Genomic DNA, 23,489 nt, shown 5'->3' with positions numbered 1-23,489 from the left:
TGGATCAGAGCAGTTGGAGGAGTCCGCGCAGGACGTCCCGGGTCTCGGAGGGGCTCGGGCAGTCGTTCTGGAGGCGGTCCATGACGCGTTCGTACTGGGCCACCTCCTCGCGCTTGTCCAGGTAGAGCGCGCTGGTGAGCTGCTCCAGGTACACGAGGTCGGAGAGGTCGGACTCGGGGAAGCGCAGCAGGGTGAAGGCGCCGGACTCGCCCGCGTGGCCGCCGAAGTTGAACGGCATCACCTGGAGCGTGACGTTCTCCCGCTCGGAGATGTCGATGAGGTGCTGCAACTGCCCCCGCATGAGGCTGCGGTCGCCGTACGGGCGGCGCAGGGCCGCTTCGTCCAGTACGGCGTGGAAGTGCGGGGAGCGTTCGGCGACCAGGACCTTCTGCCGGTCCAGGCGCAGCGCCACCCTGCGGTCGATCTCGGCGGCGGTGGCGTTCGGGATGCCGCGCGAGACGACCGCGTGCGCGTACGCCTCGGTCTGGAGCAGGCCGTGGACGAACTGGACCTCGTAGATGCGGATCAGGGACGCCGCGCCCTCCAGGCCGACGTATGTCTGGAACCAGCCGGGCAGGACGTCGCCGTAACTGTGCCACCAGCCCGCGAGGTTGGCCTCTCGCGCCAGCGCGAGCAGCGACTCGCGCTCCGTTCCGTCCGTCACGCCGTACAGCGTGAGGAGGTCCTCCACGTCCCTGGCCTTGAAGCTCACCCGTCCCAACTCCATGCGGCTGATCTTCGATTCGGATGCACGGATCGAGTAGCCGGCCGCCTCACGGGTGATGCCGCGCGATTCGCGCAGGCGCCTGAGCTGTGAGCCCAACAGGATGCGTCGGACCACCGATCCGCTCGACTCGCCTGCGGTCACCTCTCCGGCCCTCCCTCTCGGTCATCTGTGCGCGAGGCCCTCCCCCAGGGTCCCGAGAGGGCGAAGTCTGCCACCAAAACGCTTCACCCTGTACGCATTCGGTTACGGAAATGGCAGGGGTCCGAAAGTGGCCGGAGGAAGAAATGAGCAAGAAACGGCACTCTGTTGTCCAAGTCAGGCGCGTGCACGTGCATCTGCCCTTGCATCTGCTGTACGCATTCGGAACCATGGTCCGCGCGCACGTATGACCACCAGCGTTCGTCCCTCGCTTCCGTCCTTCGTGGACGCCGGCGTTCGGCCGCCGCTGTTCGCCGCGACCGCGACACCCGGGAGTGCCCGCATGGGGACGAATGGATCGACCATGCTCGTGCCGTTACGGCAGGGCCTTCCCCCCGTCGGACCCGACGACGCGTCCTCCTCGGCCTCGTGCGCACTGCCGCCGCGGTACGAAGCGGTGCGCGGGGCACGGAAGTTCACCCGCAGCACGCTGTGCCAGTGGAACCTGGAGAGCCGTTTCGACGACGTCGCCCTGGTCGTCTCCGAACTCGTCACCAACGCGCTGCGGCACGCCCTGCCGGCGGACACCCTGCGCGAGAACGAGCCACCGGTGCGGCTGCACCTGATGCACTGGAACGGACGGCTGGTGTGCGCGGTGCGCGACCCCAGTCACCAGGGTCCGGCGGCGCGGGCGAGCGACGACTTCTCGGCCGAGTCCGGGCGCGGGCTGTTCCTGGTGGACTCCTTCAGCGACAGCTGGGGCTGGCACCCACTCGCGGGCACGCTGCACGGCAAGGTCGTGTGGGCGCTGTTCCTGCTGCGGGACGAGCGCTAGGCACGGTGCGGTGCGCGAGGGGGACGGCCCTCGCATCGCCCTACGGGGTGGCTCGGTTCCCTGTGAGGTGGCTCAGTTCCCTATGAGGTGGTCGAACTCGCCGTCCTTGATGCCGAGGAGCATGGCCTCGATCTCCGCGGGCGTGTAGACGAGCGCGGGCCCTTCCGGGTGCCGCGAATTGCGCACGGCAACGTTGCCACCGGGCAGTTTCGCGAACTCCACGCAGGTGCCCTGCGAGTTGCTGTGCCTGCTCTTCTGCCAGACCACCCCGTGAAGCTCTGTGGCCGCCATGCCGTTGTACGCGTGGTGCACAGGTCGCTCCCGGATGTGCTGGTGTCAACTACTGCCGAACCGTCAACTGCTGCTGAACCGTCAACCTCTGCCGAACTGTCAACTGACCCGGATCATAGCTTCGTTCACTTGCTGATGCATGGGCAGATGCACGTGCACGCGGGGTGTCCTCTTGACTACAGAACCGGTGGGTCGTAATGGCGCCCCTGCCGTGCGAACTCCTTCTGTAGACGCCCTGGTAGCTTGACCCGTTCCTTCCGGCGGCCAATTGGCCGCCATACGCAAGCACATGGGGAGAAACCGGAGTGCACAGTTACGTACGCACCGCCGCCGGAACGGCCGCTCTCGCAGCGGCGCTCCTGCTGACCGGTTGCAGCAGCGACAGCGGCAAGGGCGACGGCGCCGCCGACAAGGGGAAGGCTCCGAGCAGCGCGCCGAGCACCGGCGCCGGTGACAGCGGAAGCGGCAGCACGCCGCCCGCGGGTGACGCCGGGGCCGGTTCCGTCGACGGCGACTGGGCGGCCACCACGGGCGGCAAGATGGTCGCGCTGTCCATCCACGACGGAATGGCGGGCATCGCGGGCGAGAACATCTGCACCGGCACGGTGGCCCGGCAGGGTGTCGTCACGCTGAACCTCAAGTGCGCGAACGGCAACACCGACCGCGCCAAGGGCACGGTGACGCCCGGCGCCGACGGCAAGACCCTCACGGTGAAGTGGGAGGGCAGCGGCATCGAGGACAAGTTCACCAAGGCGCCGTCGAACGGGCTGCCGTCGGGCATCCCGACCAAGCTGCCCTCGGACCTGCCGAAGCTGTAGCTCCGGGCGCCTCGTGCGTCAGGCGGCAGTACGGGCCGCGCTCCCCCGGGGGCGCGGCCCTTCCGCGTCCAGGGCGTGCGTCAGCTCGTCCAGCGCCTCCACGAGGAGGCCCGCCCCCTTGCGCACCACCTTGTCGTCGCCCGCCGCATCCTCGGCGTCCCAGGCGTCCAGGGCGGCCCGGAAGGCGTCCCAGCGCGGGGTGCGCCGCTCCCGTACGGCACGGGCGGCCGCCTCGGTGTCGGTACGCAGCGCCTCCGCGAGGGCGGCGGCGGCCGGCACCGGGGTGGTGTCGCGGGCCGGGAGGTGGGCCTCCATCAGCATCGCCACCCGGGCGAGCTGGGCCAGCGCGTGCGGGGCGTCGTCGGCGGCGCTGCGGGACAGGCCCCGGCTACGTACGGGCTCGTTGGCGGCCCGCTCCAGGGCGTCCTGCCAGGCGACCCGGGCCTCCCGGGTGGCCAGCAGTGCCTCCCGTACGGCGTCGCGAGGGGCGCCCGCGGGGTCGGCGTACCGCTGGAGGACGGCGGTGGCGTACCGTCCGTCGGCGATCAGCCAGTCGGCGAGCCGGGTGCGCAGGCGCGGGGTCTCCCAGGCCGGGTAGACGGCGTACGCCAGCATGGCCAGGAGTCCGCCCGCCAGGGTGAGCACGACGCGTTCGGGGACGGTCTGCGTCCACTGGAGGCCGCCCATGCCGAGCAGGAAGACGACGTACCCGGAGACGCACACCTGGGTGACGGCGTAACCGGTGCGCAGCAGCAGGAACATCAAAAACGCGCATCCGACGGCGAGCGCGGCGGACAGCCGGGTGTCGGGGTGCGTGAGCTGCACCAGGCCCGTCGCGAGGGCGACGCCCAGCAGGGTGCCGCCGAAACGGGCCACCGCGCGGGAGTACGTCTGGGAGAAGTCGGGCCGCATCACCATGACGGCGGCCATGGGCGCCCAGTAGCCGTGGCCGAGCGGAAGGGAGGCTCCGACGGCGTACCCGGTGGCGGCGACGACGGCGACGCGCACGGCGTGCCGGAACACCGGCGAGTCGCGGCGCAGTTCCGCGCGCATCGCGCGCAGCGCGACGGGGATCAGCCCGGGGACGGTGGGCCGGTGCAGGTGGTCGTGCGGGTCCGCGCGGTGCTCGGGACGCCGTGCCACCTTGCGCGCTGCGCTGCGGGCGAGGCGGCGGGCGGTGCGGTAGGCGGTGTCCTCGTGCGGGCTGCGGCCGGGGCCGGTGCGCTTGGCGTTGTCGGTGCCGCTGCCCTGGGCGGTCTCGATGACGTCCCGCAGGAGGCTGATGAGCCGGGACTCGGCGCGCCGGGCGGGCCCGGTGAGCACCGCGCCCTCCTTGGGCACGGCGAGCACCGCGCGGGCGGCGGGCGACATGGTGACGGGCTCCCCGTGCCGCACCGCGCGGGCGGCGGCGTCCAGGGTGGACGCCGCGGCGGCGAGCAGTTCGCGCACCCGGGCCCGCTGCTCGCCCTCGGCGGGGACGCCCAGCGCCGGGTCGGCGAGGGAGGCCAGCACGGGGCGGATGCGCTCCGCGAGGCCGCGGGCGCCGTGGAGTTCGGCGGGCCGGCGGCGGGCCTGCCGGGGGGTGATGGCGGCGGCGTTGCGGGCGTGCATGAGGGGTTCGGGGTCGAACGGGGCGACGGGGTCGTGCCGCAGCCGGCGGGCATAGTCGGCCTCGGCGGCGAGCGCGTCGGCGAGGGCGTCGCGCTGGGCGCCCCAGCGGCGTACCGGAAAGAGCACGATGAGCGCGGCCTGCACGATCCCGCCGACCATGATCATCCCGGCGTGCTGGGCGGCGGCGGCCACGGACGTCGGCAGGGTGACGGTGACCAGCATGATCGCCACGTTGGAGCTGGCGATCATGCCCGCTGTGGGCCCGACCGCCCACGCCAGCCCCGCCAGGAAGGTCCACAGCGCCAGCAGGCTGATGAACAGCACCGGATGAGCCCCCGTCAGGTACCCCACGAAGGTCGTGACGGCGAGGCTGGCCCCCGAGGCGAGGGCGAGGACGGGCCGGGTGCGCCAGGAGCGCTGGAAGGTCGCCAGGGCGGCCTGGAAGGCGCCGAAGGCGGAGCTGGCGGCGACGGCGGGCCCGAAGAGGTACAGGGCGGCCCCGACGACCAGGGCGAGCCCGAGGGCGGCCCGGACGGCGACGAGGGGGTCGAGGCGCTGCCGTTCGACTTTGAGTCCGGAGCGGGCGGTGTGCTTCAGGGCGTGGAGCCAGCTCATAGTGATCGAGACTAGCTGGTCAGGGGCGTTTTACCGGGTTGGCGAGGAGCTCCCCGTCAGGGGCGCGGGGCTGTGTCGGTGTGCGGCCCGTGCCCTCCCCGCCCTCACCCCGCGTTCAACGCCACCGTCGGATGCAGCCGTGCCGCCCGGATCGCCGGATACAGCCCCGCCAGCACACCGATGACCAGCGTCGCCCCCAGACCTCCCGCCAGGGACCAGGCAGGCACCACGGCGGTCCACCCCTGCGCCCGGGCGAAGGCGTACGTCGCCGCCGCCCCGAGCACCGCCCCCGCCCCGCCCCCCAGCGCCGACAGCAACAGCGACTCCGTCAGGAACTGCACCCGGATCGCCCCGCGCGTCGCCCCCAGGGACCGCCGCAGCCCGATCTCCTGCCGCCGTTCCAGCACGGAGATCACCATGGTGTTAGCGACCCCGACGCCGCCCACCAGCAGCGCCACCGCCCCGAGTCCCAGCATCAGCGTCGTCAGGCCCTCGTCCGTGGCGGCCTTGGCCGCCAGCGCGTCGGAGGGCCGCGAGACCTTCACGCCGGCCTCGGCGCCGGGGCTGATGGTGCGGGCCAGGATCGCCCGTACGTCCTCCACGGAGGCGTCCGTGGACCGCTCGAAGACCGTCGTGGGGTGCCCGTCGAAGCCGAAGTGCCGCTCGGCGGCCGGGAAGCCGACCAGGGCGACGCGATCGAGGTTGGGCACCAGCTCGATGGGTTCGAGGATGCCGACGACCACGACCCGTACGTCATTCATCATGATCGTCTCGCCCGGCCGGGTGACGCCGATCCGCTCGGCGGCCACCGAACCGAGCACCGTCACCGGCAGCCGTTCGTTGGCCGGGTTCAGCCACACGCCCTGGGCGACCCGGCCGCCGAGGGTGCTCAGCAGGTCGGTGCGGGCCGCCTGGGCGGTGACACCGGCGGTGCGTTCCTTGGGCACGACGTCGCTGCGCCGGATGCGGGCGTCGACCTCGGCGGTGGCGGTGGCGTGCTGCACCGGGCCGATGCGCTCGACCATGGCGACGGCGGTCTTGGGCAGCTTGACCGGTTTGCCGCCGACGTCCTCACCGGCGCTGGCGGTCAGCAGGTTGGTGCCGAGCCGGTCGAGCTGGGCCATCAGGTCGGCGCGGCTCGATTCGGAGAGTCCGACGACGGCGACCATCGTCGCGATGCCGATGGCGATGCCGAGCGCGGAGAGCACCACGCGCGCGCGTCGCGCGCGCAGGCCGACGGCGCCGACGCGCAGGACGTCGCGGGGCGTCAGCCGGGACGGCCTCAGGTCCTTCCTCAGGTCCTTCCTCAGGTCCTTCCTGAGGTCCTTCCCGAGGCCCTTCCTGGGGTCCTTCCCGAGGCCCTTACGGGCATCCGCCTTGGTGTTCACAGGCACTCCACCCGCCCCGCGCACGTGTCGGACACGATCTCCCCGTCCCTGAACCGCACCCTGCGCGGCAGCGCGTCCGCGATCTCGTTGTCGTGCGTGATGACGCACACCGTGGTGCCGCCCGCGTGCAGCTCGTGCAGCAGCTCCATGACGACCTCTCCGGAGGCGGTGTCCAGCGCGCCGGTCGGCTCGTCCGCGAGCAGCAGCCGCGGGTCGCCCACCAGGGCGCGGGCGATGGCCACGCGCTGCTTCTCGCCGCCGGAGAGCTCGTTCGGGGTGTGCGAGAAGCGGTGGTCGAGGCGCACCTTGGTGAGCGCTTCGCGGGCGCGCGCCCTGCGCTCGCGCAGGGGGACGCCCGCGTACAGCAGTCCGTCGGCGACGTTGTCGACGGCGTCGCGGCCCGCCGCCAGGTGGAAGTGCTGGAAGACGAAGCCGATGTGGCGGGCGCGCAGGGCGGACAGCTGGGCGTCGGTCAGCTCGCCCACGTCGTAACCCGCGACCCTGACCGTTCCCGAGGTGGGCTTGTCGAGGGTGCCCATGATCTGGAGCATCGTGGACTTGCCGGAGCCGGAGGGGCCGACGACGGCCAGCATCTCGCCCTCGCGGACGGTCAGATCGACCCCGCGCAGGGCGTGCACACCGCCGGGATACGACTTGGTGGCACCCCTGAGCTCAACGACCGGTGCAACCGGGGCGGGCGGCGCAACGGGGGCGGGCGACGTGGTCATGACTTCGCCACTCCCACCTTGAGGCCCTCGCGCACACCGGCGCCGGTGACCTCGATCTGCCCGTCGGCGGTCATGCCTGTCTCGACGCGCACCATCTTCGAGGTGTCGCCCTCGACCACCTGCAATCCGTAGCCGCCGCGCTCGCCGCGCAGTGCGAGCACCGCTTCGACGGGCACCACGAGGACGCCCTTGCGGCTCTCGCTGACGAACTTCACGCTGGCCGTCGCCCGGGGGTCCTCCCCGGACGCCTCCGTGGCGCCGCCGGTCAGCTCGACTTCCACGGTGATGCCGTCCGCCCTCGCACCGGCGCCGGTGCTCGCGTCGTCCTCCTCGGGGCGCACCGTTCCCAGCACCCGGCCCCGGGCGCTCTTTCCGCTCGGCAGGGTGATCTCCACCCGGGTGCCGTCGGCGGCGAGTGCCCCGTCGCTCTGGTCGAGCTGGGCCCGTACGACAGGTTTGGTGGAGGCGACGGTGAGCACCGCCTTGCCGGGGGCGACCTGGTCGGCGAGTGCCGCGTCGGCGGCGACGACCTTGACCTTGCCGCGCTGGAAGACGACGTCGCCCATGCCGACCCTGCCGGTGGGCTCCCGGTTGAGGGACTTCTGCCACCGCTTGACGGCGGCCTCGGTGTCCTTGTCGTACCGGGGGTCGACGTAGAGCTTGGCGCCGAAGCCCAGGTCGCGCAGGTTGCGCTCCAGCTGGAGCACGTCGCTGCCCCTGTCGCCTGCCTTCATCTCCCGGAACATCGGCACCGGCCCGTACAGCAGCGTCACCGGCTTGTCGTTCAGCTCGTAGAGGGCGTCACCGAGGCCGAGGACGCGGCCCTCCTTCGCCGCCACCGTGACGGTGCCCTCGACGACCGCCTTGACCGGGCGGCGCTGGGCGAAGTCCAGCTTCCCGTCGACGGTCTTGGACTGCACCAGGTCGGTGCGCACGACGGTGGCGGTGGCACCCGGCAGCGAGGGACCGGTCTTGGCGTCCGCGCCGCCGCCGTCGCCGAGGACGAGGACGCCCGCGGTAACGGCAGCGGCGGCGCTCAGCGTGCCGACGGCGAGGAGGGCGGTGCGGCGCTTGGTCACTGCATGCCGTCCAGACCGGGGAGCAGCTTCGGCGCGCAGGTCTTCCGGGCCTTCGTGTACGCCGGGGACTTCTCGTCCAGCACCGGGCTGGCCGGGTTGGGCTCGCCGCCGGGCTGGGCGTTGCCGCCGCTCATCTGCGGGTTGGCGAAGCGGGAGACGCCGTTGTCGCGCATGCACTTGGCGTGCGCGAGCATCGACTCGTAGTCCTTCTGCTGGTCGCGCTTGGGCTCCGCCGTCATGGCGTCCTGGAGCTCCTTGACGCAGGCGCGGTTCTTGCCGCCCTTGATGCCGTCGTTGCGGCCGGGCTGGGCGCCGATCGCGTTGACCTTGTCCCAGTCCATGTAGCCGTCGAGGTGCGGGTCGGGGAAGTCCGGGTAGCCGCCCTTGGCGCGCATGCACTGGATGTACTTCATCTGCGCGTCGTAGAAGGCGCTCTTGGCGGCCGGTTTGGCGCTCGGGCTGCTCTCGCCCTTGGTCTCGCTCGCGCTGGGGGCGGCCGGTACGTCGGCGATGGCCTCGTCCTTCTTCGGGGCGTCCGCGGCGCCGCCGCAGGCGACGGAGAGGGCGAGCACGGGGGCGGCCACGAGGGAGGCCAGACGCAGCTTGGCCGCGGTGCGGGAATTCGTCCTGGGGAAGGTCATGCACACCACGGTCGAAGGCCCACATGATGACCTGTCCATGGCCACATGATGGGAACGTAACAATGCTTGTGACCTGCGCCCACGCCCGGTGCGAGGGCCTGTCGCCGGCCCTGGTGTGCGGCATGATCGGCCCATGCCGCATGTGCTTCTGATCGAGGACGACGCGTCCGTACGGGACGGGATGGAGCTGGTGCTGCGCCGTCACGGGTACGACGTGGACGCGGCGGCCACCGGCGAGGAGGCCCTCGCCCTGCTGGACGGCGAGCGGGGCGAGCGGATCGAACTGGCCGTACTGGACCTGATGCTGCCCGGCATGGACGGCTTCGAGGTGTGCCGCCGCATCCGCACCCGTACGACGACGCTGCCGGTCATCATGCTGACGGCACGCGGCGACGACCAGGACATCGTCAACGGCCTGGAGGCGGGCGCCGACGACTACGTGGTCAAACCCGTCACCGCACCGGTGCTGGAGGCCCGCATCCGGGCCGCATTGCGGCGTGCGGAGCCGTCGGCGCCGGTGCCGGAGGCGGCCGACCAGGGGGGCCTGCACATCGACCGGGCCGGGCTGACCGTCACCAAGAACGGCGCACCCGTCGCGCTACCGCCCACCGAACTGCGGCTGCTGCTGGAGCTGTCGGCGTCACCGGGCCGGGTGTTCAGCCGCGAGCAGCTCCTCGCCTCGGTGTGGGAGCACACCTTCCTGGGCGACTCCCGGCTGGTGGACGCGGCGGTCGGCAGACTGCGCGCCAAGCTGGAGGACGTACCGGCGAAACCGCGGTACGTGCAGACGGTGCGCGGTTTCGGCTACCGGTTCGGGCCACTGTGACGCGCGAAAACGGCACACCCGTGCACGAACACAGCATGCCCGTGCACGACCACAGCACGCCTCTGCACACGGAACCCGCGCCTGCCCCCTCCTCGAAGAGGCGGCTGCACTTCATCGGCGGGCTGCGCACCCGGCTGGTGGTCGCCTTCGTGCTGGTCGCCCTCGTCAGCGCGGTCACCGCAACGGCGCTCGCCTACCGAGAGTCGCGCACCGCCGTCCTCCAACGCGCCCAGGACTCCTTCCAGAAGGACTTCCTGGCCCGCATCGAGACGGTCGTCCCGAACGTCGACATGCCGCCCGACACCCAGTCCCTCGCCTCCCTCGCCACCCGTGTCTCCGAGGGGCTGAGCGGCGCACCCCTGGTCGTCGCCCGCTACCAGGACCTGAAAGCGACCTCCGACTCCCTGGCCGACGACTCCCGGATCAGCCCGCAACTGCGGTCCGCCGTCTCCACCTTGGACCGCACGAGCTTCCAGCGGGTCGAGCACGCGGGCGAGCCGTATCTCGTGGTGGGCACCCCGGTGACGTACGAGAACGGCCAGACCTCCGGCCTGGAGGTGTACGGCGTCGCCTCCCTGCGCCCCGAGCAGGAGGCCACCACGGGCGTCCTGGACGCCGTGCGCGGCGGCATCGTGCCGGTGGTGCTGCTGGCCGCCCTGCTGGCGCTGCTGGCGGCGCGCACGGTGCTGCGTCCGGTACGGGAACTGGGGCGGGCCACCCGCAGGCTCGCCGAGGGCGACCTCGACAGCCGGGTCGCCGTCCGCGGCGGCGACGAACTCGCCGACCTGGCAAGGGATTTCAACCACACGGCCGACGAACTGCGCGCCTCCGTGGGCGGACTGCGCGACCAGGAGGCACGCGCCCGCCGTTTCGTCGCGGACGTCAGCCACGAACTGCGCACCCCGCTGGCCGCGATGACGATGGTGGCGACCGTCCTCGACGAGGACGCCGACCGGCTGCCCCCGGACGCCGCGCACGCGGCCCGCACGGTCAGCGCGGAGACGGCCCGGCTGTCGCGCCTGGTGGACGACCTGATGGAGATGTCCCGCTTCGACTCCGGCGCCGCCGCGCTGAACGCCGGCGAGATCGACCTCGGTGAGACCGTACGGGCCTCGCTCGCCCTGCGCGGCTGGACGGAGGCGGTACGGCTCGAACTCCCCGAAGGCGTAAGGACCGTGGCCGACCGGCGCCGCGTCGACGTGATCGTCGCCAATCTGGTGGGCAACGCGCTGCGGCACGGCGCTCCCCCGGTGACGGTTGCCGTGGGCGCGGAGTGGGACTGGGTGACGGTGACCGTCACCGACTCCGGCCCCGGGCTGCCGCCCGAGGTGCTGGCGCACGTCTTCGAGCGCTTCTACAAGGCGGACGCCTCCCGCACCCGCACCAGGGGCGACGGCGGCAGCGGCCTGGGCACCGCCATCGCCCTGGAGAACGCACGCCTGCACGGCGGCACCGTCGAGGCGGCCAACCGGACGGACGGTGTCACCGGTGCGGTGTTCACGCTGCGCCTGCCGCACCGCCACCACAAAGAGGAGCTCACGCCGTGACCGGCACCGGTGCTCGTTTTGCTGCGACTGCCGTCTGCGGGCTCCTGCTCACCGCCTGTGGTGTGCAGCCGACCGGTGTCATAGGGGCGGGCGAACCGGCGACGGGGCTGACGAAGGGCCTGCGCCTGTACTTCGTGTCGAAGTCGGGGCGGCTGGAAGGGGTGTCGCGGCCGGACGCCCAGCCGCTCAACAACCTCCCGGGCGTCCTGAAGCTCCTCGGCGTGGGCCCCGACGACGACGAGCGCAGGCGCGGTCTCACGTCACCGGTGGGGATGCCGCAGTCCTTCGACGTGACCGGCACCGGCGCCAAGGTCGTCCTGCGCAGTCCGGGGAACGACATCGCCTACGGGCGCGACGACCTGGCGACCGGACAGCTGGTGTGCACCCTTGCACGCGCCCAGTCACTGCTGGCGAAGGGCGTGCGCCCGGACGACGTACAGGTGACGTTCGAGGGCAAGGAGACAGCCGGGCCGTACCGCTGCGGCTCCTATCTGAACCGGTGACCGCGCCACGCCTTCACGACCGGATGCGCCCCCGCTGCGGCGTCTGGCGCCCCGGCACCGACGCACGGTCGGCGGCGGCCGTCCCGTGCTCCCAGCCCGCCAGGTCGTTCACCCCGCGCACCCGCGTGGACGTGGTGCGCGGGAACATCTGCTCCGCGCGGTCCGTCACGGCGACGTCCCGGGCCGCCAGCACCGGCAGCAGGGCCCCGGCCGTCTCCTCCACCACATGCTCGGTGGCCTCCGCCAGGCGGGTGCCGAGCCTGCTGGCGTACGCCGTCAGGAAGGACTGCCGGAAGGACTTGGTGCGCTTCCTGCCGCCCGCGCGCTGTGCCGCCTCCGCACGGGTCATCGCGGCCGTCCCCTGCACCAGCAGGGAGGTGTACAGCAGCTCCACCGCATCCAGGTCGGCCTCGAAACCGACCACTGTGGAGAACCCGAATGCGCTGTTCCACACCGCCCTGCACCGGTTGGCCGTCGCGACGGCGTCCAGGAGGATCGCCTTCGCCGTCTCGTACGGTGCGTCCACGCCGATCCGGCACGCACCGGGGCCGGTCGCAGTCGCCCCCTGTGCGGCGAGGACGGCCTCGTCGATGCTGTGCCGGGCCATCAACTCCTGCGCCTTCCCGGTGAGCGCCTCCGCCTCCTCCGGGTAGTCGGTGGCCTCCGCCTTGGCGAGCAGGGCGCGGATGCGGGTGAGCATGCGCGGCTCGTCGGGCGACGCCTGCGCCTGTCGTACGCGAGCACCAGCACCGGGCGCAGGGCCGACGGGCTCGATCGAGGGCAGCCGGATCAGCAGCCGCAGCAGCTCCAGGGCCGCCGTCGCCAGGGAGAACCGGTCGGCCTTCTCGCGCCGGGCGAGCGCGTCCCCGTACGCCTCGTCCCGCTTCCACCAGACGGCATCGGCGCCCAGCTCGCCCACCTGTGCGCGCCAGCGCGGCGGCAGCTGCTCCTCGGGGTGCCGGCGCAGCTCGGCGGCGATCAGGTCCCCCAGCAGCCGCACATGGACGTCGTCGAGATCACGGCGTACGAGACGGGCGACGTCGGCGGGCTGCCAGCCCCGGTCCCAGGCCCGTCGTACGAACTCCTCGCCCCGGCGCAGCACTTCGCGCCCGGCGTCCGGCCAGGGGGCTGCGGCCAGCAGGGACGCCCCGAGGTCGAGGTCGTCGTCGCCGGTGCCGTACAGGGCGGAGAACGCCTGGTCCGCCCCCACAAAGGCCTCTTCGGTCACCGTCGTATCTCCTCGGTCGGGCTCACCCCCCTGGTATACCTCGCCCGGCCGCGGAGCCGTCGCTCAGCTGTCCCCGCCCTCCTCGATCAGCCTGCCCACCTCGCGTGCCACGAGCCCGAGCCTGGCCTCCGCGACCAGGGGCACCGCACGCCGCTGCCGCCGTGCCTCGTGCACGGAGATGTCCGCCGTCACCAGGGCGCTCTCCCACTTGGGCGCCTGTGCGACGACCATCCCGCGCGGGTCGACCACCCGTGATCCGCCCCAGAAGGACGCACCGTTCTCGCTGCCCACCCGGTTCACGAACACCACCCAGCACTGGAGCATGCGTGCGGTGTACGCGAGGAGGCTGTCCCAGTACAGGCCCGTGTCCATGGCGTCGGGGTCGAGCGAGGCGGCACTGTTCGCGGGCACCACGACGACCTCCGCACCGTCCTGGACGGCGATCCAGGGCAGCACGGGCTGCCAGGCGTCGTTGCACACCAGGGTGGCGGCCCGGCCCCGCCCGCCGGGGAGGTCGTAGGCGCGCAGCGACTGCCCGGGGCTGACGTGCTTGCGCTCCTCCCAGGCGAGGTAGTTGGGGAGGTACAGCTTGCGGTGGGCGTGCAGGAGGGTGCCGGCGGTGTAGTACGCGGAGGTGTTGTACGCCCGCATGGAGGTGTACTCGTGGAAGCCCACCACGACGTCCGCGCCGAGGGTGCTCAGCTCCATCAGCCGCGGGTCGCGCGCCTCCACGGAGGTGTCCTGTTTCAGCGCCCCCAGGTGATAGCCGTGCAGGCTCAGCTCCGGGAACACGACGAGGTCGGCGCCCTGGGCGACGGCCTGCCGGATCTGGTCCCGGGCGTGCTCCAGGTTGGCGTCGACGTCACCGAGGACGCAGTCGGTCTGTGCCAGTGCCACTCGCATGGGGTCGAGCCTGCCAGCGGTCCCCGGGGTCGGCATCCGGAACGGGCGTCAGGGCGTCGCCCGGGGAAGCGGCGTCAAGGTGTCACGGGCTCGCACCGGGACCGGACGTCACGGCCTCGCGCCGGAACCGGACGTCACGGCCTCGCACCGGGACCGGACGTCACGGCGTCAGCACCAGCTTGCCGCGCGCGTGGCCGCCGTCGCTGATCTCGTGGGCCTTCTGCGCCTGTCCCAGCGGCAGCACCTCCGCCACCCGCACCCGCAGCCGCCCCTCGGCGACCAGTCGCGCCTGCTCGGCCAGGGCCGGTCGCGGTTCGACCGTGCCGCCGCCGGAGAAGACCACGCCGAGGGACTCCGCCGCCTGGTCCGCGATGGTGATCACCCGGTCGGTGGTTCCGCCGAGCAGCTCGATCGCGTCCGGCAGCGCCCCGTGCCCCGCCGTGTCGTAGACCGCGTCCACCCCCTGCGGTGCGACCTCGCGCACCCGGGCCGCGAGCCCTTCCCCGTACGTCACGACGGCGCTCGCGCCCAGCTCGCGGACGTACGCGTGGTTGGCCTCGGACGCGGTGCCGACGACGGTGACGCCCGCCGCCGCCGCGAGCTGCACGGCGAGCGAGCCGACCGCCCCGGCCGCCCCGTTGACCAGCAGTGTCTCCCCGGCGGTCACCCCGAGCAGGTCCAGGACCCGCTGGGCGGTCTCGCCCGCGACGGGCAGCGCGGCCGCCTGCTCCCAGGACAGCCCGGCGGGCTTGCGCACCACCTGCGAGGCCACCGCGTACTCGGCGTACGAGCCGCTCTCGGCCCACCCCAGTACCTCGTCGCCGACCACGACATCCGCGACGCCCTCGCCGACCTCGTCGACGACACCCGCGACGTCGATGCCCGGTACCGCCGGCAGTTGCGTCGGGATGAATTGCTGCATCGCACCGCTGCGGATCTTGCCGTCGATCGGGTTCACCCCGGCGGCCGCCACCTTGATGCGCACCTGTCCGGGCCCGGCGTGGACGTCCGCGACAGTGCGAGGGGCCAGTGCTTCCGGACCACCGAACCGGTCAAAAACGATCGCTTCCACAGTTGCTTCTCCTTCGTCGTGCCGTTCTGGCTGCTCCCAGCCTGGTCCGGTCGCCGCCCCGGCCCGGCCCTCCCTTCGGACAGTTCCACCTGCCCGAAGGGAGGGCCGTCCTCGTACCGCATCCGTACGTACGCTGGCTCCATGCCGGAGACAGAGCGCTTCACCGTCGCGGAGGCGGAATCGTCCGCCGTCCACACCGCCCTCGCCTGCGCCGCGCAGGTGATCCAGGGCCCGCTGTACGAGCTCCAGCACCGGTTGTCGGCGGCACTGCGCCCCCTGGTGCCGCACCGTGCCGTCGCGGAGATGTCCGCGCACTGTGCGCACTCCCCCGTCAAGGCGCACGGCGAGGACACGCTCGCCTCCCGCATCACCGGTGCGGAGCTGGACGCCCTCGCCGCCACGGTGCGCCCCGGCCACCCCTGGCAGGGCACCGCGCACCTCGCGGGCGGCGTGCATCCGGTGCTGGCGGTCAGCAGCGCCCTGACGAGCTACCGGCCCACCCTGCTCACCCTGGTGCTGCCCGAGGAGGCCCCGCCCCTGCCCGCCGGGACGCTCGCCCTCGTACAGGCGCTGTGGGACGTGGTGACCGCGCACCTGGACCGGGTGGCCACGGAGGCGCTGCCGGGGATGATGTCGCAGTCGCGGGCGGTGGCGGGCGAACGGGCGCGCGCCATCGCGGAGTTGAGCGAGGTGCACACGGCGGCGCTGACCGGACTGCTGGGCACCCTGCGCAGTCGCGCCCTGGACGACGCGACGGCACGCGCGCGTGCCGTCGAACTGGCCGTGGACTCCCTGGTGGAGCTGCGCACCGTCGCCGAACGCGACCAGGCCCTGACCGAGGAGCCCGCGGTGCAGGCCTTCGACCGGCTCGCCGACTCGCTGCGCCCGCTGCTGCGGCACGGTCCGGTACGGCTGGAACTGGCACCGCCCGCCGAGGACCGCCCGCTGCCGGCCGACATCGCCCGCACCGCGCGGGCGGTGATGCGCACGGTGCTGCTGGTGGCACTGGAGCAGGATCCCGTGACCCGGGTGCAGGTCGGCTGGCACCTGGACGCCGGCACCGACGAGTTGCGGGCGACGGTACGGGACGACGGGCCCGGCACGCTCGGCCGCGAGGCGTTCGCGGTGCGCCGGGCGGAGGAGCGGCTGACCGCGCTCGGCGGCCGGCTGGAGGTGGACGCGGTGCCGGGCTGGGGCACCACGGTGACCGCCGCACTGCCGCTGGGCACGCCCGGCCTGCCGGAGTCCGACCCGCTGGCCGCGCTCGGCCCGCGCGAGCTGGAGGTCCTGGCGCAGCTGGCCCGGGGCCACCGCAACCGGGCCATCGCCGAGGCGCTGCACATCAGCGAGTCGACGGTGAAATTCCATGTGAAGAACATCCTCAGCAAGCTGAGCGTGGCGACCCGCGGCGAGGCTGCGGCCCTCGCCCACACGCTCCACGTGGTCGCCTGACCTGCGCAGACACCGCGCTTCGGCCGGATTGTCAGACCCCCCTGCCACACTCGCCCGTATGAACGACCGGTGGGCCGTCGCCGCGGCAGAGGGTGGCGGGGCACTGCTCGTCCCGCTCGACCGGGACGGCCGCCCCGCCGCCGAGGTGCGCCACGAGCCCGACCTCGCCGAGGCGGTCCGCTCCCGCCCGGAGGTCGGCCGCTGGGTGTGGCGGTCCACCGCCGAGATCTATCCGCGCCTGCTCGACGCCGGGGTGCGGGTGGACCGCTGTTACGACATCGAGGACGCCGAGCTCCTCCTCCTCGGGCACGCGGGCCGCTGGGGCGAGCCGCGTTCGGCCGCCGCCGCGCACGCCCGGCTGCACCACCGCCCGGTGCCGCCCGACCCGCCGGTGCGCTCCGTCGACCCCGGCTCGCAGTCCTCCCTCTTCGAGCCGCAGCCCGTGCACGTACCCTTCGACGCCCTCCTGGAGGTCTACGCCGACCAGCACCGAAGACACAACGAGACCGAACATCCGGGCAGGATGCGCCTGTTGACCGCATCGGAGTCCGCCGGGATGCTCGTCGCCGCCGAGCTGAACCGGGCCGGCCTGCCCTGGCGGGCCGACGTCCACCGGGCCCTCCTGGACGAACTCCTCGGCGAGCGGTACGCGGGCGGCGGCGACCCCCGCCGGATGGCGGAGCTGGCGGACGAGGTGTCGCAGGCGTTCGGCCGCCGGGTGCGGCCCGAACTGCCCGCCGACGTGATCAAGGCGTTCGGGCAGGCCGGCATCAAGGTGAAGTCGACCCGCCGCTGGGAGCTGGAGTCCGTCGACCACCCCGCCGTGGAGTCCTTGATCGCGTACAAGAAGCTCTACCGCATCATGACCGCGCACGGCTGGGGCTGGCTCCAGGACTGGGTGCGCGACGGCCGCTTCCACCCGGAGTACCTGCCGGGCGGCACGGTCACCGGCCGCTGGGTGACCAACGGCGGCGGCGCCCTCCAGATCCCCAAGGTGATCCGCCGGGCGGTGATCGCCGACCCGGGCTGGCGGCTGGTGGTGGCCGACGCCGACCAGATGGAGCCACGCGTGCTGGCCGCGATCTCCCGCGACCCCGGCCTGATGGACGTGGCCGGCCAGAGCGGCGACCTCTACAAGGCGGTCTCCGACCGGGCCTTCTCCGGCGACCGAGAGGCGGCCAAGATCGCGGTGCTGGGCGCGATCTACGGCCAGACCTCGGGCGACGGCCTGAAGAACCTGGCCGCGATGCGCCGCAGGTTCCCGCGCGCCGTCGACTACGTGGACGAGGCGGCCCGCGCGGGCGAGGAGGGCCGTCTCGTACGGACCTGGCTCGGCCGGACCTGCCCTCCGGCGGTGGGCGCGGACGAGGACTTCGGCGAGGCGGGCCTGCCCCAGGAGGACGGCCCGGAACCGGCTGCGGGTGAGCCGGAGTTCGCCCCGGGATACGCCTCCCGGAACAACCGGGCCCGCGGCCGCTTCACCCGCAACTTCGTCGTCCAGGGCAGCGCGGCGGACTGGATGCTGCTGGTGCTCGCGGCGCTGCGCCGGTCGCTGCACCAGGCGGGGATGAAGGCGCAGTTGGTCTTCTTCCAGCACGACGAGGTGATCGTGCACTGCCCCGCCGAGGAGGCCGCCGCGGTCGCCGAGGCGATCCGCGCGGCCGGTGACCTGGCCGGACGGATCGCCTTCGGGGAAACCCCGGCACGGTTCCCGTTCACGGTGGCGGAGGTGGAGTGCTATGCCGACGCCAAGTGAGCCCGTACCGCGGCGAAATGCCTTACCCGGGGCGTCACTTCCACCAGGTGGGGTCGAGCGCGATCGCCTTCAGCTGCTCGGCCGTGAGGGCGGGCTGCTTGCGGGTGGGCGCGGAGTGCTGGGTGTCGGAGTTGAAGGCGGAGATCACCACACGCCGCCCGTCCGGCTTCACCGTGTCGACGGTGAGCATCACAATCCCCGGGACGTCCTTGTCGCCGCCGCTCCGGGACACGGTGACCACGGTGCCGTCCGGTTCGGTCGGCGTCTTTCCGCCGAGCAGGTCGCTCATACCGAGCTGTGCGTTGACCTCGACGAGGCTGCCGCCCTTGCCGTCGTTGACGACCAGGCTGGCGAACCCGGCCTGGCCGGACTTGTCACTGAGCTTCAGCCCCTTCGGCAGCAGGGCGGCCAGATCCTTCTGCATCTCCTCGACGCCCGGCTCACCCGGTATGCCGACGTCGTCGGCGGGCTTCTCCTCGGGGAGGGCGCCCGTGACAGTGCGCCACGCACCGTCCGTCGTCAGCTTCTTCAACTGGTGCGGGTCCAGGGGCGGGTCGACGCGGCTGACCGGCTTGCCCTTCTCGGCGGGCGCGTTGTGCTCGCTCACGTCGACGACCAGACCGTCCGGGGTGACCAGGGTGGCCCGCCACTCCTTGGCCTTTCCGGTGTTGCGCACGTACCGCTGGAGCAGCATGAAGTCCGAACCGTCGGAGAGCTTCTCGCTGTTGCACGCGTCGAAGCGCACATAGGCTCGGGCCGGGCAGGTGACCAGCTCGCGGGCCATCTGGCTCTTGGGGGCGGTCCGCGAGATGCCGAGCAGGACGGCCGCCTTGCCCTTCCCGTCGTCGAAGATCGCGGAGACCATCGGGCTGTTCGGGAACCCGTGCTTCGCTTCCGTCCCCCTGGCCTCCACCTGGGTCAGTTCGCCGCGCGGCATCAGGCGCTTGAAGGTGTCGGTCATCCAGGCGGCGGTGATGGGGTGCGTGGTCCCGGTCGCCGTTTCCGCCTTCCTGTTGCCGTCCCCCTTGCCCGCCCCCTCGGCCTTGCCGGTCTCGTTGCGGCCGTCGCCCTCGGCGCTGCCCTTGCCGGAGGTCCGCTCCACCGACGGCACGGGTGCCGCCACGTCCCCCCGGCCGCCGCCGGTTCCGCCCAGCAGCCCGCCCGCCCACGCCCCGCCCACACCGACCAGCGCCAGCGCGGCCACGCTGCCGGTGATCGCGCCGGCCCGGCGGCGGCGCAGCGTGCGCCGCCCCTTGACCAGGCCGGTGTCGGCGAGCCGCTGCTGATCGGTGGAGAAGCTGTCGCCGGTGCGCCGCAGCGCCTGACCGAGTTCGTCCTCGAAAGGTGGCATGGCAAACCCCCGTCATGGGTGTCGTGTCGTCATGGAAAAGCCGCGGTCGGGAAGTGGATGGGGCGGGTTCCGTCACCCCGAGGCGAATGCGGGCAGGCTGCCGCCCAGTTGCTCGCGCAGTTTCGCCAGCGCCCGTACGGACCGGGTCCGCACCGCCGCCGAGCTCACGTTCATCACGTCGGCGGTCTCCTCGATGCTGCGGTCCTCCCAGTACCGCAGCACGATCACCGCCCGGTCCTTCGGCGCGAGCCGCTCCAGCGCCTCAAGGAGGGTCAGCCGCAGCTCCGGATCACCGCCCGGAGGGCCCGCCCCGTCCGGGAGTTCGCCCACCGGACGCTCGGTCGCCGAGCGCCGTCGCTGCTGGCTGAGGAAGGTCCGTACGAGAACGGTCTGGGCGTACGCCGCGGGATTGTCTATCCGCGAGATCCGTCCCCACAGGGCGTACATCCGCCCCAGCGTCTCCTGGGTGAGGTCCTCGGCGAAGTGGGTGTCACCGCTGGTCAGCAGGCAGGCCGACCGGTAGAGGTGACCGCTCCTGACGGTCGCGAACTCCAGGTACTCCGCGTCGCGCCGCGTCCCCCGCATCGGTCCCGCCCTTTCCTCGCCCCCGCCCACACCTCATTGACGCGATGGGCCCGCCGGAATGTTTCACCCGCATTCGTGGCGACGTGTGGGGTACGCGGGACGCATGTACGCACACAACACCGAAAGCATCTAAACAGGCCACGCCCACCCCGTCCGACGCGAACCAACAGGAGGACCCACCATGGCCACCGCCACCCCCACCACCCCCGCCATCCGGAGCACGCTGCCCGAGACCGCCCGCCAGATCACCGGGATCGCCCTCCAGGGCGCACTGGTCGACCTGCTGAACCTCTCGCTGCTGGCGAAGCAGGCGCACTGGACGATCGTCGGCCCGCGCTTCCGCTCGCTGCACCTCCAGCTCGACGAGATCGTCACCACGGCACGTTCCTACGCGGACACCGTCGCCGAACGCGCCTCCGCCATCGGCATCACCCCCGACGGCCGGGCGGGCACCGTCGCCGCGTGCACCAAGCTGCCGCAGCCCGAAGCCGGCTGGATAGCCGACGACGACGTGGTGTCCCTGCTGGTCGAGGCGCTGGGCGGCACCATCGGTCGGATGCGGGAGCGCATCGCCGCCACCGACAAGCCGGACCCGGTGACCCAGGACATCTTCATCTCCCTGACCGCGGAGCTGGAGAAGCAGCACTGGATGTTCCAGGCGGAGAACCACTGACACCCACCCCGGAAAGGGCCCGACGAGGCCCGGGGCGTGGAGCCGCCCCCGCTGAAGATGCGCGGCCCACGCCCCTGTGCGTACCTGGGAGGGACGGAAAAGGAGCCCGCCCCATGTCGCAGCAGACGTCTTCGCAGCCCCTGCCGCAGCAGCCGCTGGTCCCCGCGCACACCACGGGCGAATCCGGCCTGGTGATCCCGTACGGGGAGGCAGGTGACCTGCCGGTTCTCTCCCTGTACGAGGATTTCCGCTGCCCGTACTGCGCAGCGCTGGAGCAGACCTCGGGCCAGGTGGTCCGGGGCTTCGCGGACGCGGGGCGGCTGCGCCTGGAGTACCACTTCGCGGCGTTCCTGGACGGGATGCTCGGCGGCAGGGGCTCCGCCACGGCCCTGAGCGCGGCGGGCGCCGCGGTCAACGAGAGCCAGGCCGACTTCAAGACCCTGCACGAGGCCCTCTACGCCCAGCAGCCCGACGAGAGCGTCGACTCCTACGGCGACCCGGCCGTGCTGCTGCGCGTCGCGGAGTCGGCGGGCCTGACCGCCCCTGCCTTCCGCGAGGCCGTGACGTCCGGTACGTACGCCCCCTGGGCCGCGTCCGTCGCCGAGGCCTTCGGCCGCAGCGGGGTGCGCGGGACGCCGACCGTACGCCTGGGCGACGTCTCGATCCACGGCTTCGACCGCACGGGCCGCCCGCTCCCGGCCACCGAGGTCGGCAACCAGATCGAGGCGGCACTGGCGCAGTAGGAGCCGGCACTGGCGCAGTAGGAGCCGGCACCGGCGCGGCACGGACCGGCAACAGGCAGAGGGCCTTCAGCCTGTTCCACTCCCCGCCGCCCCCTGACACTCTGTGTACATGGCAGCAGTGGCAGAGGTCTTCTTCCGTCGGCTGAGCAGGTGGCAGGCGGACCAACAGCGGGAATCCATCGCCGACTTGTACGAGAAAACGTACCGCGAGGCCGACCCCCCGCCCCGCCCGTCGTCCACAGGCACCCGCATCTCATACGACAAGCGCACGCGGGAAGCGGCGCCCACCCAGGCCTTCCACGACCGCACCGCGTTCCTCGACCGCTTCGCCGCGGACGTCCAACGCCCCGGCTTCGACATGCTGATCGCCAGCTCGGCGACCGTGCTGGTCGGCTGCATCTACGGCTATCTGCCGGACCGCCAGGGCTCCTGGTGGTACGGCCGCCACGACATCGCCCCCGCCGCACTCGGCCAACTCGCCGACTCCGGACGGATCTTCAACGTCGCGGAACTGATGGTCGCCCCTTCGCACCGCCGCCGGGGCGTCGCCGAAGAACTCCAGGACCGCCTTCTCGTCCGGGTCGACGCCGAGCTCGTCACCACCCTCATCGAACCCACCAACACGGTGGCCAAAGCGGCCTACGAGTCCTGGAACTGGCACCCCACCGACACCCTCCCCGCCGCCAACGGCCGCCCCGCACTGGAAGTCTGGAGCCGCCCGGCCCGCCCCCGCGCACAGCATTGACACGCCCCCTCCCCCTTGCTTCATTCCGAACATGCCACTGCCCCTGCCCCTGCGCGTGAAGGACCTCGACCACCTGGTGCTCAACGTCCACGACGTGGAACGCTCCCTGGCGTTCTACACGGGCGTGCTCGGCCTGGAACCGCTCCGCGTCGAGGAATGGCGGGCGGGCAAGGTCCCGTTCCCCTCGGTCCGGGTCACCCCGACCACGATCATCGACCTGTTCGCCCACCCCCGCGGCAAGGCGAACGTCGACCACTTCTGCCTGACCGTCGACCCACTGGACTGGCAGGAGGTCATCGACTCCAACCTCTTCGAAGCCGTGGCCGGCCCCTTCCCCCGCTTCGGCGCCCGCGGCGACGCCCAGTCCATCTACATCAAAGACCCGGACGACAACACAGTCGAACTCCGCTGGTACCCCCAAGACCAACCCCACCCCTAAAAATCCCCCCCCACCCGAAACCCGGATGCGCCCACCCCTCCCACCCCACACCATGCCCTCATGCCTGACCACAACAACACCCGCACCCCTGACGCCCCCCTGCGCCCCCGCCTGAAGAAGGCCGCCGCATCCCTCCTCCACACACGCCTGGAGCGCCGCCTGCCCGGCGCGGACCCCATCGAGGGCTTCGTCCTGCGCGCCGGCCGCACCTGGACCCTGGTCGCCTCAATCTCCGACATGCGCTTCGACGGCTTCACCGCGGTACGCACCCACGACGTGGAGACCGTCCTCTTCCAGGGCCCGAAAACCCTCACCACCCGCTGGCTCCGCACCCAGGGCTCCTGGCCCCCACCCACCCCCACCGGCCGCATCCGCCTCGGCAGCACCGAGAACCTCCTGCGCTCCGTCGCCGCACACCACCCCCTCCTCGCCCTCTTCGAGGAGGACCTGGACCCGAACATCTGCCACATCGGCACCCTGACCTCCACCGACCCGACCGAGTCCACCCTCCTGGAAGTCACCCCGAACGCCCACTGGCACAGCACCCCCACCACATACCCCCACCCCAACCTCACCCGCATCGACTTCGCCGACCACTACCTCCACGCCCTCCAGGAACTGGCCGGCCCGCCCCACCCCTGACCCACCCCGCACACAACAGAAAACCCCAGGCCACGGAGTACGTGTCCTGGGGTTCTTCTGAGCCGCCTTCGGGATTCGAACCCGAGACCTACGCATTACGAGTGCGTTGCTCTGGCCAACTGAGCTAAGGCGGCACCGCTGCGTCCACACCAT

Annotated in this window: 24 protein-coding genes and 1 tRNA gene; 12 read left to right on the top strand and 13 right to left on the bottom strand. The window is 72.3% G+C overall.

The features are described from left to right. Positions 1-4: 4 nt before the first annotated feature. Positions 5-868 (bottom strand): helix-turn-helix domain-containing protein, encoded by an 864-nt coding sequence (locus IE269_RS33000; RefSeq protein ID WP_189826921.1) that lies wholly within the window; start codon positions 866-868, stop codon positions 5-7. A 340-nt stretch (positions 869-1,208) separates the two neighbouring features. Here IE269_RS33000 and IE269_RS32995 point away from each other — a divergent pair, with 340 nt between their 5' ends. Further along, positions 1,209-1,700, top strand: coding sequence for an ATP-binding protein (locus tag IE269_RS32995; RefSeq protein WP_189826920.1), 492 nt, complete (start codon positions 1,209-1,211; stop codon positions 1,698-1,700). A 72-nt stretch (positions 1,701-1,772) separates the two neighbouring features. Here IE269_RS32995 and IE269_RS32990 read toward each other — a convergent pair whose 3' ends face one another. Continuing rightward, the gene (locus tag IE269_RS32990; RefSeq protein ID WP_189826919.1) at positions 1,773-2,012 is read right to left on the bottom strand and encodes a DUF397 domain-containing protein; all 240 of its coding nucleotides are present in this window, start codon (positions 2,010-2,012) and stop codon (positions 1,773-1,775) included. A 284-nt stretch (positions 2,013-2,296) separates the two neighbouring features. On the opposite strand from IE269_RS32990, the gene IE269_RS32985 reads away from it, so the two are divergent. Continuing rightward, positions 2,297-2,809, top strand: a complete 513-nt coding sequence (locus IE269_RS32985) for a hypothetical protein (protein ID WP_189826918.1) — start codon at positions 2,297-2,299, stop codon at positions 2,807-2,809. 18 nt (positions 2,810-2,827) lie between these two features. Here the strand turns inward: IE269_RS32985 and IE269_RS32980 are convergent, their stop codons facing one another. The 5 genes from IE269_RS32980 to IE269_RS32960 form a co-directional block, all read right to left on the bottom strand. Continuing rightward, the gene (locus IE269_RS32980) at positions 2,828-5,035 is read right to left on the bottom strand and encodes an FUSC family protein (RefSeq protein ID WP_189826917.1); all 2,208 of its coding nucleotides are present in this window, start codon (positions 5,033-5,035) and stop codon (positions 2,828-2,830) included. Between the two features lie 104 nt (positions 5,036-5,139). After that, complete coding sequence (locus IE269_RS32975) at positions 5,140-6,333, bottom strand: ABC transporter permease (RefSeq protein WP_189827002.1); 1,194 nt, start codon at positions 6,331-6,333, stop codon at positions 5,140-5,142. Positions 6,334-6,419: 86 nt separating this feature from the next. Then, positions 6,420-7,151, bottom strand: coding sequence for an ABC transporter ATP-binding protein (locus IE269_RS32970; RefSeq protein ID WP_189826916.1), 732 nt, complete (start codon positions 7,149-7,151; stop codon positions 6,420-6,422). Continuing rightward, positions 7,148-8,230, bottom strand: coding sequence for a peptidoglycan-binding protein (locus IE269_RS32965; protein WP_189826915.1), 1,083 nt, complete (start codon positions 8,228-8,230; stop codon positions 7,148-7,150). The genes IE269_RS32970 and IE269_RS32965 overlap by 4 nt, the downstream gene beginning before the upstream one ends. After that, entirely contained in the window at positions 8,227-8,871 is a 645-nt protein-coding gene (locus tag IE269_RS32960; RefSeq protein ID WP_189826914.1) for a hypothetical protein, read from the bottom strand. Before IE269_RS32960 ends, IE269_RS32965 begins: the two co-directional genes overlap by 4 nt. 133 nt (positions 8,872-9,004) lie before the next feature. Here IE269_RS32960 and IE269_RS32955 point away from each other — a divergent pair, with 133 nt between their 5' ends. Genes IE269_RS32955 through IE269_RS32945 form a run of 3 tightly spaced genes read left to right on the top strand, consistent with a single transcriptional unit; the run spans position 9,005 to position 11,747 of the window. Then, on the top strand, positions 9,005-9,697 hold the full coding sequence (locus IE269_RS32955) for a response regulator transcription factor (RefSeq protein ID WP_189826913.1): 693 nt from the start codon (positions 9,005-9,007) through the stop codon (positions 9,695-9,697). A gap of 35 nt (positions 9,698-9,732) precedes the next feature. Beyond that, positions 9,733-11,244 carry a sensor histidine kinase gene (locus tag IE269_RS32950; RefSeq protein ID WP_189826912.1) on the top strand — a complete coding sequence of 504 codons (1,512 nt, stop codon included), beginning with the start codon at positions 9,733-9,735 and terminating at the stop codon, positions 11,242-11,244. After that, positions 11,241-11,747, top strand: coding sequence for a hypothetical protein (locus IE269_RS32945; protein ID WP_189826911.1), 507 nt, complete (start codon positions 11,241-11,243; stop codon positions 11,745-11,747). Before IE269_RS32950 ends, IE269_RS32945 begins: the two co-directional genes overlap by 4 nt. 13 nt (positions 11,748-11,760) lie before the next feature. On the opposite strand, the gene IE269_RS32940 is transcribed toward IE269_RS32945, so the two are convergent. The 3 genes from IE269_RS32940 to IE269_RS32930 form a co-directional block, all read right to left on the bottom strand. Continuing rightward, positions 11,761-12,975, bottom strand: a complete 1,215-nt coding sequence (locus IE269_RS32940; protein WP_189826910.1) for a DUF2786 domain-containing protein — start codon at positions 12,973-12,975, stop codon at positions 11,761-11,763. Positions 12,976-13,038: 63 nt separating this feature from the next. Continuing rightward, positions 13,039-13,878: a nitrilase-related carbon-nitrogen hydrolase gene (locus IE269_RS32935; RefSeq protein WP_189826909.1), complete on the bottom strand. Its 840-nt coding sequence runs from the start codon at positions 13,876-13,878 to the stop codon at positions 13,039-13,041. A 160-nt stretch (positions 13,879-14,038) separates the two neighbouring features. Next, on the bottom strand, positions 14,039-14,950 hold the full coding sequence (locus IE269_RS32930) for an NADP-dependent oxidoreductase (protein WP_189826908.1): 912 nt from the start codon (positions 14,948-14,950) through the stop codon (positions 14,039-14,041). Between the two features lie 141 nt (positions 14,951-15,091). On the opposite strand from IE269_RS32930, the gene IE269_RS32925 reads away from it, so the two are divergent. Both IE269_RS32925 and IE269_RS32920 read left to right on the top strand, forming a co-directional pair. After that, positions 15,092-16,402 (top strand): helix-turn-helix transcriptional regulator, encoded by a 1,311-nt coding sequence (locus tag IE269_RS32925; protein ID WP_189826907.1) that lies wholly within the window; start codon positions 15,092-15,094, stop codon positions 16,400-16,402. Positions 16,403-16,460: 58 nt separating this feature from the next. Then, positions 16,461-18,158, top strand: coding sequence for a bifunctional 3'-5' exonuclease/DNA polymerase (locus tag IE269_RS32920; protein WP_189826906.1), 1,698 nt, complete (start codon positions 16,461-16,463; stop codon positions 18,156-18,158). 34 nt (positions 18,159-18,192) lie between these two features. Here IE269_RS32920 and IE269_RS32915 read toward each other — a convergent pair whose 3' ends face one another. Together IE269_RS32915 and IE269_RS32910 are read right to left on the bottom strand one after the other, a co-directional pair. Beyond that, entirely contained in the window at positions 18,193-19,509 is a 1,317-nt protein-coding gene (locus IE269_RS32915; RefSeq protein WP_189826905.1) for a hypothetical protein, read from the bottom strand. Positions 19,510-19,581: 72 nt separating this feature from the next. Beyond that, entirely contained in the window at positions 19,582-20,094 is a 513-nt protein-coding gene (locus IE269_RS32910; RefSeq protein WP_189826904.1) for a SigE family RNA polymerase sigma factor, read from the bottom strand. A gap of 181 nt (positions 20,095-20,275) precedes the next feature. On the opposite strand from IE269_RS32910, the gene IE269_RS32905 reads away from it, so the two are divergent. The 5 genes from IE269_RS32905 to IE269_RS32885 all read left to right on the top strand — a co-directional run bounded on the left by IE269_RS32905 (position 20,276) and on the right by IE269_RS32885 (position 23,336). Further along, positions 20,276-20,767, top strand: a complete 492-nt coding sequence (locus IE269_RS32905) for a Dps family protein (protein ID WP_189826903.1) — start codon at positions 20,276-20,278, stop codon at positions 20,765-20,767. Positions 20,768-20,880: 113 nt separating this feature from the next. Then, complete coding sequence (locus IE269_RS32900; protein ID WP_189826902.1) at positions 20,881-21,510, top strand: DsbA family protein; 630 nt, start codon at positions 20,881-20,883, stop codon at positions 21,508-21,510. A 109-nt stretch (positions 21,511-21,619) separates the two neighbouring features. Further along, positions 21,620-22,255 (top strand): GNAT family N-acetyltransferase, encoded by a 636-nt coding sequence (locus IE269_RS32895; RefSeq protein ID WP_189826901.1) that lies wholly within the window; start codon positions 21,620-21,622, stop codon positions 22,253-22,255. A 31-nt stretch (positions 22,256-22,286) separates the two neighbouring features. Further along, positions 22,287-22,694: a VOC family protein gene (locus IE269_RS32890; RefSeq protein WP_189826900.1), complete on the top strand. Its 408-nt coding sequence runs from the start codon at positions 22,287-22,289 to the stop codon at positions 22,692-22,694. A 60-nt stretch (positions 22,695-22,754) separates the two neighbouring features. Beyond that, positions 22,755-23,336: a hypothetical protein gene (locus IE269_RS32885; protein ID WP_189826899.1), complete on the top strand. Its 582-nt coding sequence runs from the start codon at positions 22,755-22,757 to the stop codon at positions 23,334-23,336. A 60-nt stretch (positions 23,337-23,396) separates the two neighbouring features. Here the strand turns inward: IE269_RS32885 and IE269_RS32880 are convergent. Then, a tRNA-Thr gene (locus IE269_RS32880) sits at positions 23,397-23,470 on the bottom strand. Positions 23,471-23,489: the final 19 nt, after the last annotated feature.

The sequence above is a fragment of the Streptomyces spiroverticillatus genome, assembly GCA_014650415.1.
GTDB lineage: Bacteria > Actinomycetota > Actinomycetes > Streptomycetales > Streptomycetaceae > Streptomyces > Streptomyces spiroverticillatus.
This window is presented reverse-complemented; position numbering and strand designations above follow the sequence as displayed.

Coding starts and splice junctions, on each gene's coding strand:
- IE269_RS32895 (WP_189826901.1), top strand. CDS start 21,620: ATGGCAGCAGTGGCAGAGGTCTTCTTCCGTCGGCTGAGCAGGTGGCAG.
- IE269_RS32900 (WP_189826902.1), top strand. CDS start 20,881: ATGTCGCAGCAGACGTCTTCGCAGCCCCTGCCGCAGCAGCCGCTGGTC.
- IE269_RS32970 (WP_189826916.1), bottom strand. CDS start 7,151: ATGACCACGTCGCCCGCCCCCGTTGCGCCGCCCGCCCCGGTTGCACCG.
- IE269_RS32885 (WP_189826899.1), top strand. CDS start 22,755: ATGCCTGACCACAACAACACCCGCACCCCTGACGCCCCCCTGCGCCCC.
- IE269_RS32995 (WP_189826920.1), top strand. CDS start 1,209: ATGGGGACGAATGGATCGACCATGCTCGTGCCGTTACGGCAGGGCCTT.
- IE269_RS32950 (WP_189826912.1), top strand. CDS start 9,733: ATGCCCGTGCACGACCACAGCACGCCTCTGCACACGGAACCCGCGCCT.
- IE269_RS32920 (WP_189826906.1), top strand. CDS start 16,461: ATGAACGACCGGTGGGCCGTCGCCGCGGCAGAGGGTGGCGGGGCACTG.
- IE269_RS32935 (WP_189826909.1), bottom strand. CDS start 13,878: ATGCGAGTGGCACTGGCACAGACCGACTGCGTCCTCGGTGACGTCGAC.
- IE269_RS32960 (WP_189826914.1), bottom strand. CDS start 8,871: ATGACCTTCCCCAGGACGAATTCCCGCACCGCGGCCAAGCTGCGTCTG.
- IE269_RS32905 (WP_189826903.1), top strand. CDS start 20,276: ATGGCCACCGCCACCCCCACCACCCCCGCCATCCGGAGCACGCTGCCC.
- IE269_RS32910 (WP_189826904.1), bottom strand. CDS start 20,094: ATGCGGGGGACGCGGCGCGACGCGGAGTACCTGGAGTTCGCGACCGTC.
- IE269_RS32890 (WP_189826900.1), top strand. CDS start 22,287: ATGCCACTGCCCCTGCCCCTGCGCGTGAAGGACCTCGACCACCTGGTG.
- IE269_RS32955 (WP_189826913.1), top strand. CDS start 9,005: ATGCCGCATGTGCTTCTGATCGAGGACGACGCGTCCGTACGGGACGGG.
- IE269_RS32915 (WP_189826905.1), bottom strand. CDS start 19,509: ATGCCACCTTTCGAGGACGAACTCGGTCAGGCGCTGCGGCGCACCGGC.
- IE269_RS32980 (WP_189826917.1), bottom strand. CDS start 5,035: ATGAGCTGGCTCCACGCCCTGAAGCACACCGCCCGCTCCGGACTCAAA.
- IE269_RS32925 (WP_189826907.1), top strand. CDS start 15,092: ATGCCGGAGACAGAGCGCTTCACCGTCGCGGAGGCGGAATCGTCCGCC.